The organism is Vibrio ziniensis (genome assembly GCF_011064285.1).
In the GTDB taxonomy this organism is placed as follows: Bacteria; Pseudomonadota; Gammaproteobacteria; order Enterobacterales; family Vibrionaceae; genus Vibrio; species Vibrio ziniensis.
The window spans coordinates 2,853,569-2,867,990 of the sequence record NZ_CP049331.1; the positions used below are offsets into that span (position 1 = coordinate 2,853,569).

The 14,422-nt window shown below is 39.8% G+C and carries 17 protein-coding genes; 6 read left to right on the top strand and 11 right to left on the bottom strand.

All coding sequences use genetic code 11. The features are described 5' to 3' along the window. The first annotated feature begins 63 nt into the window (after nucleotides 1-63). Together G5S32_RS13160 and G5S32_RS13165 are read left to right on the top strand one after the other, a co-directional pair. On the top strand, nucleotides 64-1,125 hold the full coding sequence (locus tag G5S32_RS13160; RefSeq protein WP_165312408.1) for a site-specific integrase: 1,062 nt from the start codon (nucleotides 64-66) through the stop codon (nucleotides 1,123-1,125). 4 nt (nucleotides 1,126-1,129) lie between these two features. Beyond that, a complete protein-coding gene (locus tag G5S32_RS13165; RefSeq protein ID WP_165312409.1) occupies nucleotides 1,130-2,152 on the top strand; it encodes a helicase RepA family protein in 1,023 nt (340 codons plus the stop codon). Between the two features lie 90 nt (nucleotides 2,153-2,242). Here the strand turns inward: G5S32_RS13165 and G5S32_RS13170 are convergent, their stop codons facing one another. The 6 genes from G5S32_RS13170 to G5S32_RS13195 form a co-directional block, all read right to left on the bottom strand. Next, the gene (locus G5S32_RS13170) at nucleotides 2,243-3,190 is read right to left on the bottom strand and encodes a retron St85 family RNA-directed DNA polymerase (RefSeq protein ID WP_165312410.1); all 948 of its coding nucleotides are present in this window, start codon (nucleotides 3,188-3,190) and stop codon (nucleotides 2,243-2,245) included. 6 nt (nucleotides 3,191-3,196) lie between these two features. Further along, on the bottom strand, nucleotides 3,197-4,177 hold the full coding sequence (locus tag G5S32_RS13175) for a retron St85 family effector protein (protein ID WP_165312411.1): 981 nt from the start codon (nucleotides 4,175-4,177) through the stop codon (nucleotides 3,197-3,199). A gap of 282 nt (nucleotides 4,178-4,459) precedes the next feature. Beyond that, nucleotides 4,460-4,714, bottom strand: coding sequence for a hypothetical protein (locus G5S32_RS13180; protein WP_165312412.1), 255 nt, complete (start codon nucleotides 4,712-4,714; stop codon nucleotides 4,460-4,462). 65 nt (nucleotides 4,715-4,779) lie between these two features. Further along, a complete protein-coding gene (locus G5S32_RS13185; protein ID WP_165312413.1) occupies nucleotides 4,780-5,664 on the bottom strand; it encodes a hypothetical protein in 885 nt (294 codons plus the stop codon). Between the two features lie 164 nt (nucleotides 5,665-5,828). Then, nucleotides 5,829-6,143, bottom strand: coding sequence for a hypothetical protein (locus G5S32_RS13190; RefSeq protein ID WP_165312414.1), 315 nt, complete (start codon nucleotides 6,141-6,143; stop codon nucleotides 5,829-5,831). A 10-nt stretch (nucleotides 6,144-6,153) separates the two neighbouring features. Further along, nucleotides 6,154-6,441, bottom strand: a complete 288-nt coding sequence (locus G5S32_RS13195; protein ID WP_165312415.1) for a pyocin activator PrtN family protein — start codon at nucleotides 6,439-6,441, stop codon at nucleotides 6,154-6,156. A gap of 807 nt (nucleotides 6,442-7,248) precedes the next feature. Between G5S32_RS13195 and zur the strand changes: the two genes are divergently transcribed. Both zur and G5S32_RS13205 read left to right on the top strand, forming a co-directional pair. Beyond that, nucleotides 7,249-7,698, top strand: coding sequence for a zinc uptake transcriptional repressor Zur (zur, locus tag G5S32_RS13200; RefSeq protein ID WP_165312416.1), 450 nt, complete (start codon nucleotides 7,249-7,251; stop codon nucleotides 7,696-7,698). A 26-nt stretch (nucleotides 7,699-7,724) separates the two neighbouring features. Beyond that, nucleotides 7,725-8,186, top strand: a complete 462-nt coding sequence (locus tag G5S32_RS13205) for a chemotaxis protein CheX (protein WP_165312417.1) — start codon at nucleotides 7,725-7,727, stop codon at nucleotides 8,184-8,186. Between the two features lie 104 nt (nucleotides 8,187-8,290). Here the strand turns inward: G5S32_RS13205 and pgi are convergent, their stop codons facing one another. Further along, nucleotides 8,291-9,943 carry a glucose-6-phosphate isomerase gene (gene pgi, locus G5S32_RS13210; protein ID WP_165312418.1) on the bottom strand — a complete coding sequence of 551 codons (1,653 nt, stop codon included), beginning with the start codon at nucleotides 9,941-9,943 and terminating at the stop codon, nucleotides 8,291-8,293. Between the two features lie 294 nt (nucleotides 9,944-10,237). Between pgi and G5S32_RS13215 the strand changes: the two genes are divergently transcribed. Then, complete coding sequence (locus tag G5S32_RS13215) at nucleotides 10,238-10,657, top strand: secondary thiamine-phosphate synthase enzyme YjbQ (protein WP_165312419.1); 420 nt, start codon at nucleotides 10,238-10,240, stop codon at nucleotides 10,655-10,657. A 148-nt stretch (nucleotides 10,658-10,805) separates the two neighbouring features. Here G5S32_RS13215 and G5S32_RS13220 read toward each other — a convergent pair whose 3' ends face one another. After that, on the bottom strand, nucleotides 10,806-12,218 hold the full coding sequence (locus tag G5S32_RS13220; RefSeq protein WP_165312420.1) for a replicative DNA helicase: 1,413 nt from the start codon (nucleotides 12,216-12,218) through the stop codon (nucleotides 10,806-10,808). Between the two features lie 341 nt (nucleotides 12,219-12,559). On the opposite strand from G5S32_RS13220, the gene G5S32_RS13225 reads away from it, so the two are divergent. After that, on the top strand, nucleotides 12,560-13,324 hold the full coding sequence (locus tag G5S32_RS13225) for a DUF481 domain-containing protein (protein WP_207621586.1): 765 nt from the start codon (nucleotides 12,560-12,562) through the stop codon (nucleotides 13,322-13,324). Between the two features lie 68 nt (nucleotides 13,325-13,392). On the opposite strand, the gene rplI is transcribed toward G5S32_RS13225, so the two are convergent. The 3 genes from rplI to priB are packed head-to-tail and all read right to left on the bottom strand — an operon-like array spanning nucleotide 13,393 to nucleotide 14,420. Continuing rightward, complete coding sequence (gene rplI, locus G5S32_RS13230) at nucleotides 13,393-13,842, bottom strand: 50S ribosomal protein L9 (RefSeq protein WP_165312421.1); 450 nt, start codon at nucleotides 13,840-13,842, stop codon at nucleotides 13,393-13,395. A gap of 32 nt (nucleotides 13,843-13,874) precedes the next feature. Further along, the gene (gene rpsR / locus G5S32_RS13235) at nucleotides 13,875-14,102 is read right to left on the bottom strand and encodes a 30S ribosomal protein S18 (RefSeq protein WP_042490278.1); all 228 of its coding nucleotides are present in this window, start codon (nucleotides 14,100-14,102) and stop codon (nucleotides 13,875-13,877) included. A gap of 15 nt (nucleotides 14,103-14,117) precedes the next feature. Continuing rightward, nucleotides 14,118-14,420, bottom strand: a complete 303-nt coding sequence (gene priB / locus G5S32_RS13240; protein WP_102943069.1) for a primosomal replication protein N — start codon at nucleotides 14,418-14,420, stop codon at nucleotides 14,118-14,120. Between the last annotated feature and the right edge of the window lie 2 nt (nucleotides 14,421-14,422).

The following is a 14,422-nucleotide window of genomic DNA, read 5'->3' on the forward strand; positions in this document are numbered from 1 at the left end:
CTTTGACTCAAAACACCAATAAATGCCAAATATCAGTCAAATCATCCCAACTAAGGAATAATAATGGCTGTGTATATTGAAACTAACTTTGGCAAAAAAGGCACAACTTATAAAGTTCGTTACCGCAATAAACAAAAGAATAAATGTAAAACATTTAACAGCATAGTTGAGGCAGAAAGATATGCTAAAAAGCTCAAAAACCTATCGGCAACGATAATAAAAGACTCATCGACTAAATTAACAGTCGGTGAGGTTATCCAAAGCCTTCTAGCAAATGAAAAAACCAAAGAAGCGATGAAAGGTGCTATTTCTAATTTGAAAATGCTACTGAACTATGACATAGCTTTGATACGAACTAATGAATTACGCGCTTCTGACCTTATTAATCACTGTCAGCAACGTCAAAGCGATCTAACTCAACCAAGTCCTGCAACGCTCTACCATGATATCACCAACATTATCTCTGCTTTAAAACTCGGTAAAAGCTTACATAATTTAAATATTGATATTAGTGGGTTGATCGAAGGCAAATCTGCACTTTATAAGCTCAAACTAATCTCCAGCAGTACTCCTAGGTCTCGACGCCCAAAAAGCGAAGAAATAACTCAAATATTGGATTTAGCTGCTGATATCCAGAACAACACCAAGACAAAACTTCCAATTCTCGACATATCTGACCTTGCTCTTGAAACAGCGATGAGGCGAGGAGAGATAACGAAAGTCAAATGGGGGGACTACAACCCCAAAAAAGCGACTCTCATCATTCGTGACCGTAAACATCCAACAAGACCAAGTGATCATCATATCTGGTTAAGTCCAAAAGCTATCGAGATAGTGGAACGTCAAACAAGGGGACTGCCGAATGAACCAATTTTCCCGTTTTCGCCCAGCTCCATTACGATGCTATGGGGGAAAATGTGCAAACAACTTTGTATAAAAGATCTACATTTTCACGACTTACGATCTGAAGCAGCTTGCCGTTACTACCTTCAGCATTGGGACATTGTTCGAATAGCAAAACAAACCGGACATAAAGATCTAAATACACTAAATAACTTTTATCTACGCCTAGGTCTAACCGACCGTCAACTACTTAAAAAGAACGAACATAACCCAAAGAATTAATATAATGACAACTAATAAACAATTTTCTTATGCAGGAATGACTCTAACTAGAGGTTCAACTAACTATGATGCTAAACACTCTTGGTTAGTGAAAAATTTAATACGCAATAAATCTTTAGGGGTGTTATATGGTATGCCAGACTCTTTCAAATCATTTACAACAATCGACCTTGCTTGTTCCATTGCTACAGGTAGAAAATATCATGGAGAAATAACTCAACAAGGCGCTGTCGTGTACATTGCAGCGGAAGGTCAACAAGGCATATCGCGAAGAATTAAGGCTTGGGAAAGAACTAATAATCTACTAACAAATGACCTATGGGTTCTTGGTTCTAGTATGCCTTTAAATACTCCTAAAGCACAGAATGACTTTATCGAATTAATTAAGCAACTTGAAATAGCTAAGAAAGTTAAAGTTGAACTTATTGTAATAGACACTCTGGCAAGATGTATGGAAGGAGATGAAAATAGCCCTAGCGACATGGGGAAATTTGTAAGAGCTTGTGATTTCATTCGCGGAGCTACTAATTCATCCATTCTATGCGTTCACCATTCTGGTAAAGATATAAATAAAGGAGCGAGAGGTAGTAATGCGTTAGTTGCCTCTATAGATTTTGAATTTAAAATGAAACGTATTAAAGGTGATATTGCTGTAATGCTTATTAATACTAAGCAAAAAGATGCAGATACTGCCCCACCAATAACTATACAGTATAAACAAGTCGACTTAGGCATTACTTGTGAAGAAGGTTTACCCATTACGTCGCTGGCAAATTTATCTCAGCACGCTCCAGATACACGAAACGGGATAAGTAACATTATAGATATAATCAACAAACATCCCTTAAAGTCGATGACTAGACATGAGCTAAATCAAGCCCTATTCCCATCGACAAGTAAGATACAAGATAGTGACAGACAAAAAATTAAACGTGCACTAGATACATTGATAAAAAAGAAACTTGTGACAATTGAAAAAAAAGGAGTGAATAGCACCAAAGCTGACATCATTTCTATAATCCACTAATCTGTGACAATATGCGCCTCCCTTTAGGGGGCGCAATCTGTCACAAGTGGATAGATTGTCGATATTGTAAATTAACAATATTTGTAATATTTATATTTTAGTCGGATATTTTTTAAGCTGTTCTATAACTTCAGAACCATACTTCACAGCCATTCTCTGTATGAATATTGGCTCTATATGTTTCGCAAATCCAAGGAGGCCTTTTAGCTTCATTATCTCTATAGGGTCTTTCAACTCACCAGTAGTAAATTTATGAATTAAAGAGCTTAAAACTCTTTTTCGCTTACGACCAATAGATAAGCGTCCATCATTAGTAATAGTAACACCTGTTATATGGCGATTATTTCTTTTCGATGCAAAGACTGTTTTACCCTCATTGATACAAAGAAAATTAAACTCTGTATTTGCGAGTACATCTCTAGATAATAAACTTGGCACTTCAAATAATACATCTTTCAAGTTAGTACTAAATATTAGGTCATCAGCATATCTCGTATATGTTATACCTAACTGCCTACATTTCTCATTCAACATTGAATCAAAAAAGAACATTACTGCATTAGACACAAAAGGAGAACTAGGAGCTCCTATACTTAACTGAAGATTATCGTTATGTCTTGTAGGCTTCCAAAAAAGCAGATTAGTTAAAACCATTTTATCAATGTCAGAAAGAACTACACCATGCCGACTTATCGTATTGAGTAGGACTTCTGGTGTTATTGATGGAAAAAAGTCAGAGAAATCCATTTTCAATACATATCGATGATAACGGTGTCTATTAGCATTTCGTTTTATGCCAACTCCAACCTCATAAGCCATCGCAACACCATGCACTGGTAGATAGTCTCTTAGAATTTCAATACAAACTCGTTGTAGAGTCTTAATACTCTTAGCTGGTTGAGCAATTAAACGTGTACCACTGCCGTTTCTTTTGGGAATCTCGTATCTTTTATATCGTCGAGGAGCAGTTACAATTAGCGAAATGCAGGTACCTTTAGGAACTCCAGTAATTGTCGAAATTTTATTAATTAATTCCATAAATAATTACTCTCCTAGAGACTCGGTGATTTTAGTCCAAACCAAACGACGTTTTTTCAAAGTTTGTTCTTGTTTGTCAGGATTCATCATAAAAGTCATTTTAATCTCAGCAAGTTTTGCATTACGGTCAAAGTTAGATGAATCATTGAACTTACCGATAGTCACTTTCTGTAGGCTTAGTGATAAAGGATAAAAATAATCAACATAGCTGTATGTCTTTTTTCCAATAAGTTTAACTTTTGATAACAAATATAGAAGACTAGATAACCTCTTATCAGAAACACAATTAATACCCATATAACTCAAAGACATTGCTATTTCTTGTTTCTTTATTGGAGCACAGAGTGATATCACATCATGAATTAAAAAAGCTAAGTGACCAGAGTTATTTATATCAAACTTTTCGGTTTTCGGGCTATTATTTAGCCTACTAAGTAAATCATCCACCACCATATCAATATGCTCATATTGATATCTTTGTGAATCAGGAAAAGGATAAGAGGCAACACTATTTACTGCCGTTGATTGAAGTTGAGCTAAAGGACCTAAAGTTATAAATGAGTTAACTTCTTCGTAATGATCTTCAGGAATATAAACAAGCAATTTTGTAGACGAGGATGGATGATTACAAAAAAGACCAAATTCTACTAACGAACCTGCGCTTTCTAAACACACGACTATCAGAGAAGCAATATTAGCAATATCCTCCTCAAACTGAAGCAGGTTTTTGTACTGACCATTTTGAAAATAATCTGAAAAAGATTCAGCAACTACCGTATTTTTCTCAATATCATCATGATGTTCATTTAAATGATTTAGAATTCGTTCTCTCAAACTTGAGGGAAAAGCTGTATCTGAGCCTTGGATTGGTCCACCACAAAGGAAGGTTATTCTTGGATGTAGATTTACTACAAAGGTCTGAAGATCAAGCCTCTTAAAGAGATCTCCTATTTTTTTTTGATAGTCATCCTGAGCAGCGGAACTCAAAGAACTACTCCTTTAGTTATTAGAAACTCGCTACATTGAATTACAAATAAGGCGGCTTAATTGCCGCCTTATTTGCCTTTACCTTAAGGAAGCGCAAGCTTCGCTTTGTGCGCTCCTGAGGAACGAAGGATCGTGCAAAGCGAAGCTTGCGCAGCCCTAAATGTCCTCAATAAACTGTGTGTCTGGCTAAACGCCCGACAAGATATAAGTTAACAGCGTCAACTCAGTATCCACGCGTAAAGGTTGTGCCAGTATAAGTGAATTTTTTCATTTATTCAAAAATCATTTAATTAAAAGCGGAGGTATAGCCTGTTCAATAAGCTGAGTGATTTTCATTACAACCATCTTTATACACTCATCAACAGTATCATCATCGTCTACATCAATAACCTTGCCGTCAGCTGCATAATTAGCGATTGAGGTGTAGATTAGTACATCTGTTATCTGATTCAGCCATATTAGATCCACTTGGTAAACCGCTTTCGATTTAGATATAAATATTTGTTTTACTTTGGTTTTTATTGCTACATTTACCAAAGGAGACGTACTATTACATAAAATCATAGTGTTTATTTACAAATTAATAAATTAATAAATAAAACTCAAATATTTGTCGTTAACTTAGGTAATTGAACTTTTTTAGACTTCTTATCTATCGCTTTAGTCATAGAGTCAACCAATTGAACAAACTTATCACTTTGTATATCCTCTTGGAGCAAGAAATTAAGTGATTTAGTTATACGGTTATACTGGCGATTCATCTGTTTTCGGTCTCCCAGCTCGAATGCCCTAAGCCATTTTTCACACTGGTTTAGTACTTTGTTGAGATTAGCCTCAATTAAAGTTAGTGACCTATCTTGCTCTTCTCTTTGTCTCGCTGATTTTACTTTCCATTGCGGCACTCGCTTTTTTGCTGATTTAACATAGTTTTTTTTAGCTATGTAATCATTGTGATCAATCCCCAGTTCATCTCTCACAGCAGCGTTAAAACTCAACTTAGCAGTATAAATTGCCCCCTTTTTCTGCAATTCACTAAGATACAAGCCGTTATTGTTAAACTTACCGATAACAACATGTAAATGATCACCAGTACCCAGTAAAGCATTTTGCTCTTGCTGATGTAAAACAGCTCGTACAATACCATTAAAATCTCTCGGGTTAAGCCCTATCGAATGGGACAGATTTGAAACGACTCTTTTTAGAATTGACTGCCATTGTTGTTTGGTTGGTCTAATTCCTTTCGGCAACGTGAATACATACTCCATTGCTGCGAGAGGAGGCCTACCTCCTTTTCTTTTCATCGCCTGCTGTAGCCTACGCTTTTCACACTGATACTGAATATTCAAGCTGGTTTGCGCATTTCCCCAAATGTTAATTATGCGCTCTGTATTGGAATGGTTTTGATGATTTAAATTGTTTAGATATAGCTCACGAGCTGCCGTAGATTTAACGGACTCTACGGTAACAGTCCAATTTTTAATACCCATGTTTTATTTTAAATCTAATAAATAAAACATGGAGTATCAAACTTATTTATCTTGTCAGGTATAGTCAAGATAGTAATACCTTCCTCATTCTTCGAAAAGTATTACTACTTGTAAAGGGATTACATCACCTTTAAAACCCTGTCATTCAGGTAAAAAGAAGCTGATCAATAAGCTTCTTTTCCCCCCAATTTAAAAGAGTCTAAAAAAGCCTTACATTTAGCGAACAACTCGTATAGTTCTTCATCTCCATAGAAACCTTTATGGCGGTGTAGCACCAAATTTATAAACAACATCTTATACTTGCTATCAACGAAGTCCATTTGAGTTAAATCAACTCGTTGCTCATACGAAGATCTGTAGTAGCTACAAAATGCCGAACATAAAAAGTGTTTGGCGCGATGGTTATCCGCAAGTAGTAAGACGGCTTCCATTTCAGTTACAAACTGAGGCGTTTCAAGCTTAAGTATCGATAATTCCATCTCTCATCCTCTATAACGCAATATCTCTAAGTTCTTCCCATTCAGCACGAGCTTTGTCAGCTTGCTGAGTAATTAAGTTAGCCAAATCTTCAAGACTAACCATCCATTCTGATTTTTGGCTGTCATCTAACCGAAAAGCTGGTAACGATAGACTTTGAGTCCTAGCTTTTTTTAGTGCTGTATTGAATGACATTCCTAAATATTCCACCGCTATTTCGTGTAAAGGAATCACTGGTGACATACCAAACTTCATAAGCAAAACAACTTTTGCATCTAGATTATTGAACTTAGTGATCATTTAAAAATCCACATCGACAAAACACAATTCAAATTAGAACGGAATTTGTGTTTCCTCTCAAAACCCTTTTAGGTAGAAAAGTGGAGCCTCACTTTCGCATATAGCCCTAACTCTTTGTTTAAAATAAAATAATTGGATAGGATATTTTTGGAATGGCAATTTACAATCGTCTCAAAAACGATAAAATATGCTATAGAAGTGAGAAATGATGTGTACTATTTGATTCAGATAGATATGGTCGAATGTGTGAGTTAATTTCTAGAGGTTCTTTATCCCCCTATTTATCCCCTATTTATCCCCTCCAAGGGTGTTATCAACACAAGACATTGATAATAAACTACTTTTTAAGAAGGTGGCACCAATCGAGCATGGGTGCGACTGATAGGCGGTTAGCTTTAAAAATTGATGTGTCTTTAGCAATAGTCATGATTTATATCGAGTTCAGATACCGTGATGAAATACTTCGCTAGCAGATTTCTAGCCCAGTCAAAAATGGGAAGCAGTGATACGACCCAATTTAGTGTGCAAAACGGTTCCATCGCTTTACATCTCAAAGTGCGGCGATTATACACACAGAGCTCAAAATTTCATAAAAAAGCTGGTTGCTGCGCTCTACAACGGGCTGAACTATGCAAATTATGTCAGCGAGCTCTACGAACAGTTGTTGTAGAGTATCGTTTTGCGGAGATATAAGGTAAGTTAGCGCTAATTCGTTTTTATCGATATGCCGTTTTCATGCAGCTCATTAATCAAAGAATGCGCTTTATTGATTAAGAAATGGTATATCATTACTAAAGTCCAAAGATTATGGTGATAGAATTGGACACTAAGCTAACAAAGCAAGTAGAAGAAATTTGTGCAGCACGTGGAGTCAGATTGACTTCTCAACGTAAGCGAGTGTTTGAGCTTATTTGTGCAAACGCAAAGTCATCCAGCGCCTATGAGTTGCTTGATGATTTAAAAAAGAGTGAACCTCAGGCAAAGCCTCCGACGGTCTATAGAGCGTTAGACTTCTTAATGGAGCAGGGCTTTATCCATAGAGTGGAATCCACAAACAGTTTTATTTCTTGCTGCTCTTGTAATGCACATAAGCACTTTTCACAGCTATTAATTTGTGACCAGTGTGGTAATGTCGTAGAGCTACAGGATGATAATCTGATTGCCAAACTGGCTAAGAATGCTGAGCAACACGGTTTTACTATTACTAACCATGTGATCGAATCACACGGTGTATGTAAGGCTTGTTCCTCGAAATAATTTTGTGATTCAGATAGAAGAAGGTTATGCGCGCTGAATTTGTAAACCCGTTTTTAGCGTCTTTAATGAACGTGTTAAAAACGATGGCTTCTCTAGAATTGAAGCCTCAAAAACCCCGTCTAAAAAAAGACGAGATTGCCCGTGGAGATGTCTCAGGGCTAATCGGCATGGTCGGCAATCAAACGCGCGGCTCAATGTCTATTACCTTTGATGAAAATCTAGCATTGGAAATCATGCAGAACATGTTAGGTGAGAGACCCAATGGCTTAAATGAAGAAGTCACTGATATGGTCGGCGAAATTACCAACATGGTAACAGGTGGCGCGAAACGCATTTTGGCTGAAAGTGGTTTTGATTTTGATATGGCAACGCCAGTGGTTGTATCAGGTAAGGGTCATACCATTCGCCATAAGTGTGAGGGCTCAATCATTATCATGCCATTTGCTTCCCAATGGGGTAATGCTTTCATCGAGATCTGTTTCGAGTAACCCACTCTTGACACCTGTACGATAAACATAAAAAAGGCTGATGTATTAACATCAGCCTTTTTGCATTCCAGAGCCTAGTTTACCCACATAGGCTCTTGTCGATATTAGCCGCGTAACGCTTTAAATGCGTTAATCAAACCATTGGTTGAGCTATCGTGTGAAGACACTTCAGATGCGTCAGCAAGCTCAGGCAGAATTTGGTTTGCTAGTTGTTTACCTAGCTCAACACCCCACTGGTCAAACGTGAAGATGTTCCAGATGATGCCTTGAACGAAGATCTTGTGTTCGTACATAGCAATCAAATTGCCTAGTGAGCGAGGTGTAATTTGCTTAACCAGAATAGAGTTGGTTGGGCGATTACCTTCAAACACTTTGAAAGGAACAAGCTTCGCCACTTCTTCTGCATTCATACCCGCTTTTTCAAGCTCAGCTTTTACTGTTGCTGCAGACTTACCAAACGCTAACGCTTCCGTTTGAGCGAAGAAGTTAGACATCAGTTTTTGGTGATGATCGCTAGTTGGGTTGTGAGTCACAGCTGGAGCAATGAAATCACATGGGATCATTTTAGTGCCTTGGTGGATCAACTGATAGAAAGCGTGTTGACCGTTAGTACCTGGTTCACCCCAAATAATTGGGCCAGTTTGGTAGCTTACCGCATTGCCGTTACGATCAGTGTACTTACCGTTAGATTCCATGTTGCCTTGTTGGAAGTAAGCAGCAAAGCGGTGCATGTATTGATCGTATGGCAGAATAGCTTCTGATTCAGCACCGTGGAAGTTGTTGTACCAAAGACCAATCAACGCCAAGATCACTGGAATGTTGCTTTCAAATGAGGTTTCTACGAAGTGGTTATCCATCTCGTGAGCACCTGTTAGAAGCTCAACGAAATTCTCATAACCGATAGAAAGAATAATCGACAGACCGATAGCAGACCATAGTGAGTAACGGCCACCAACCCAGTCCCAGAAACCAAACATGTTGTCGGTATCAATACCGAACTCTGATACCGCACCAGCGTTAGTAGAAAGAGCAGCAAAGTGCTTCGCTACATGCGCTTCATCGCTAGCGGCTTTTAGGAACCAATCACGAGCTGAGTGCGCGTTTGTCATTGTTTCTTGAGTGGTAAACGTTTTTGAAGCAACGAGGAATAGCGTTGTTTCAGGGTTCACTTTCTTCAATGTTTCTGCGATGTGAGTACCGTCAACGTTAGACACAAAGTGCATGGTCAAATGGTTTTTGTATGGCGTTAAAGCTTCAGTCACCATGTATGGACCTAGATCTGAGCCACCGATACCGATGTTTACGACATCCGTAATCGCTTTACCTGTGTAACCTTTCCACTCGCCACCAATGACGCGCTCAGAGAATGCTTTCATCTTCTCAAGTACAGCATTCACTTCTGGCATGACATCTTTGCCATAAGCCAATACCGGCTTGTTGCTACGGTTACGCAATGCAGTATGAAGAACTGCACGACCTTCAGTTTGGTTGATAGCTTCACCACTGAACATCGCTTGAATCGCACCTTTCACATCTGTTTCTTCAGCCAATGCAAACAAATGCTTCATCGTTTCTTCGTTTACAAGGTTCTTTGAATAGTCGACAAGAATGTCGCTGCCAAATTTTGCTGAGTACTTAGCGAAACGCTCACTATCTTCTGCGAACAAAGATTTAAGGTTCATTCCCTGCACTGACTCAAAATGCGCAGTCAGAGCTTTCCAAGCTTGAGTTTGCGTTGGATTGATGTTTTTCAACATGGTATCTATCCCGATATGACAGTAGGTATTGTTCAAACAATCTTAGCCTCTCTTCATTGACGAAGCACAGGTTGATTGTTGGATCCCCGATTAATAAAAAATAAAAGTAAAAATACTACCAACAAGAGTAGCAAAAAATGGTATTAAATTTCAGTACGTAATTATGGCTTAACCGTTAACCATTCTCTTTGAGTTAAGTCAGTAAAGGGCTGACGTTTGAGCATAATTGTCATCGTAAGGGGCTCACCTTAACGCTAAACTATCGGTTTGCCAATTAGATTCTGGAACATAGAAATGTGGATACAAACTCATATTCATTTGCCTTCATACCCTAGAGGTTTTCATTTAATTACCGACGAGGTTGAACGTCAGTTACCGGAGCTAAAGAAAATTTCTGTTGGGATAGTGCACCTGTTTATTCAGCACACTTCAGCCAGTTTAACCATTAACGAAAATGCCGATCCCACCGTACGTTCTGATATGGAGCAACACTTTAACCACTTTGTTCCAGAATGCGCGCCCTACTACATTCACACCTACGAAGGGGATGATGATATGCCAGCCCATATTAAAGCGTCACTGCTAGGTTCAAGTATTACCATCCCCATCTCGAATGGACGACTTGCATTAGGAACTTGGCAAGGAATTTATCTTGGAGAACATCGCAATCACGGGGGAAAACGAAGAGTGATTGCAACTATTCAGGGCGAATAATACCAACCTAGATAAAATATGATCAGACTGAGCATCGGTAGAACAGCGAATAGGCGTCAAACGCACATTCATTTGTCCCTGATAGATATGTGATTGGGGCGAAAGAGTGCAATCAACGCCCCTAGAATTTAAATAGGCTGGATTTTGATTATTCGTTGTCGAAATCGAACGCAGGTCCCGCATAGTTATCAAAACGTGAGTACTGACCTTGGAATGTCAGACGTACAGAGCCGATAGGGCCGTTACGCTGCTTACCGATAATGATTTCAGCCGTTCCTTTCAAAGCACTATCTGGGTGATAAACCTCATCACGATAGATAAACATGATTAAGTCGGCATCCTGCTCGATAGAGCCTGATTCACGCAAATCCGAGTTAACCGGGCGTTTATCCGCACGTTGCTCAAGCGAACGGTTAAGCTGAGAAAGAGCAACCACAGGGACATTCAACTCTTTAGCCAACGCTTTTAGCGAGCGAGAGATTTCCGCAATTTCCAAAGTACGGTTATCAGACAACGCAGGAACACGCATTAACTGCAGGTAGTCGACCATGATCAGCGACAAACCGCCACGCTCACGGGCAATACGTCTTGCTCGAGAACGAACTTCGGTCGGTGTCAAACCTGAACTGTCGTCGATATACATGTTCTTCTTATCCATAAGAATGCCCATGGTAGAAGAAATTCGCGCCCAATCCTCATCATCCAATTGACCAGTACGTATTTTGGTTTGGTCAACACGAGATAAAGACGCGAGCATACGCATCATGATTTGTTCAGCAGGCATCTCTAGAGAGAAGATCAGTACGGGCTTGTCTTGCTCCATCGCTGCGTTTTCACACAGGTTCATTGCAAACGTGGTTTTACCCATCGATGGACGAGCCGCGACAATAACCAAATCCGAACCTTGCAAACCCGCCGTTTTCTTATTGAGATCGGTAAAACCAGTGTTTACCCCAGTAACACCATCTTGCGGGCTCTTATAAAGCAATTCGATTCGCTCAAGCGTCTTTTCAAGAATATTGTCAACGTTTTGAGGACCTTCATTTTCATTGGTACGCGCTTCAGCAATGGCGAAAACTTTACTCTCTGCTAAATCCAACAGATCTTCTGAACTGCGACCTTGAGGATCATAGCCTGCGTCAGCAATTTCATTTGCCACACCAATCAGGTTACGAACCAGAGCTCGTTCAGCCACAATCTCTGCATACGCATTGATGTTTGCCGCACTTGGCGTGTTTTTCGCCAAATCCGCGAGATAGGCAAAGCCACCAACATCTTCAAGTTGTTCACGCTGTTCTAAATACTCAGAAAGCGTAATCAAATCGAGAGGTTTACTCGCTTCAAGAATGGATTTTACCGCATCGAAGATATGGCGATGTGGACGACTGTAAAAATCAGACGTCACGACACGTTCAGAAACAGTATCCCAGCGTTCATTATCTAACAGTAGCCCACCAATAACCGACTGTTCTGCTTCTAATGAATGAGGTGGAACTTTGATAGCATCAACTTGTGCATCTGAAGTTTTACGATATCGATTCTCTGTACGGGGTTCTGCCATTATGTTACTCAATAATTCTGGGGTCGGATGCGACCTTACGAGGTAAATTGCCCTAGAGCTATACCCTAAATTGCCGTTTATTATACCCAAGTCCCCTCAATATGCGAGAGCGTGGATCAATGAGTACAAAAACAAAACTCAAGCCAAGAGACACAGCTCCCTCACTCAGTTCTAACGTAGATCATGCTGAAAAAGTCATCATCTGGTCGAGGATTTTTCCTAAACTCACCCGCATTCCTCTACATTCCTTGGTGATTCATGCAGAATTAACCTTCATCTGACTAAAGATACATCAGCTGCATTTATTATTTGCAGCCATTAATGATTCACCGAGGTACTTTGTGTCCAAATTGTGGCTTCTCAGTTTAAGCTTGCTAGCGATGAATGCAGCTTTTGCCAAGGAAGATGCGAGCAAAGATAAGGACATTGAAGTGCCGTCCCCATGGGATACCCAAGTTGAGTTTGGCTATCAAGCTCACTCTGGCAATACTACATCAGAAGCGCTCAACTCTCGCCTAAAAACCGAATACACTTTGGGACGTTACCGTACAACTGGTGACTGGAAATTTTATCGCCTAGAAAAAAATGGTAAAGAGACGAAAAGGCAATCCACCTATTCACTGCAAAGTGACTATAAGCTAGGTTCTGATACTTACCTTTACAGTAGCTTCAAAGGCATGGATTCACAGTACACAGCCTATTTTAAAGATTTCACCGTATCTGGTGGTTTAGGTTATCAGGTAGCAAACAGTAAAAAGCTGTTACTAGAGGTTGAGTTAGGGCCGGGTTACCGTTATCAAGAACCCAATTTAGATGAGATTGACGATGATGATATTGTGTTCCCGGACGTCGTTCAGGAACCGATTTTCCGCACCAATGTCCGTGGTAATTGGCAGGTACTTGACAACCTGAAGTTTGGCGTAGACATCACCCATATCACGGGTGAAAGTAACACTATGTGGGATAGTGACATCAGTGTGACCAACAATATTACTAAAGACATCGCTTTAAAACTGAACCAATCTCGCCAGTATCACGACAAAGTACCCGAAGGTTTAAGCAAAGCCGACAGTATCTTTTCAATCAACTTACTGTTTATCTTCTAAAACTTTCTATTTTCAGACAAAAAAAAACACCAGCCGAGGCTGGTGTCTTCAATATTGCTAGACTGAAATTACTCAGCAACAACTTGTAGTTTAACTTCAGCAAAAACTTCAGAGTGAAGTTGAACGCTGATTTCGAACTCACCAGTGTTACGTAGAGCACCTTCAGGTAGACGAACTTCGCTCTTCGTTACTGCAACGCCAGCCGCTGTGATAGCGTCAGCGATATCGCGAGTACCGATAGAACCGAATAGTTTGCCTTCGTCACCAGCTTTAGAAGCAATAACAACTGCTTCTAGTGCGTTAACTTGGTCAGCGCGAGCTTGAGCTGCAGCTAGTTGCTCAGCAACTTTAGCTTCTAGCTCTGCACGACGGCCTTCAAACATTTCAACGTTAGCTTTAGTTGCCATTACAGCCTTACCTTGTGGGATAAGGAAGTTACGAGCGTAACCAGATTTAACGTTTACAGTTTCGCCAAGGCTGCCTAGGTTACCGATTTTATCAAGTAGAATAACTTGCATTGCTTAATCCTCTTTCTAATAAACGGTGCCGATTACTGATGTTTGTCAGTGTATGGCAGAATAGCTAGGTAGCGAGCACGTTTGATTGCGCGAGCTAGCTGACGCTGGTATTTAGCGCTAGTACCAGTGATACGGCTTGGTACGATTTTGCCAGCTTCAGTGATGTAGTTTTTAAGAGTTGCTACATCTTTGTAGTCAATCTCTTGTACGCCTTCTGCAGTAAAACGGCAGAATTTACGACGACGGAAGAAACGAGCCATGGGCTATCTCCTGATCTAAATTTGAATAATGTTGTCAGCGTGTAGTACCAACTTTCCCAAACCATTTCGGCCGGTTTGATAAGCAACAAAGCCACTTACCTGAATACTACTGCCTTGTACTAAGTCTTGAGTTAAGATTTTTGACCGCTGCCCACTGACTACCACTGGAATTCGACAATAAACTTGTCGCGGGAAGTCAGCTTCAACCACCGTAGAGCGATGCTCTAGCCAAAAATGACAGTGTTCAACACCCGATGGACTTTGGCTTCGAATCGGAGGTTTAGCGACTGAGCCACTTAACTCCATTCGATTGGTCATAA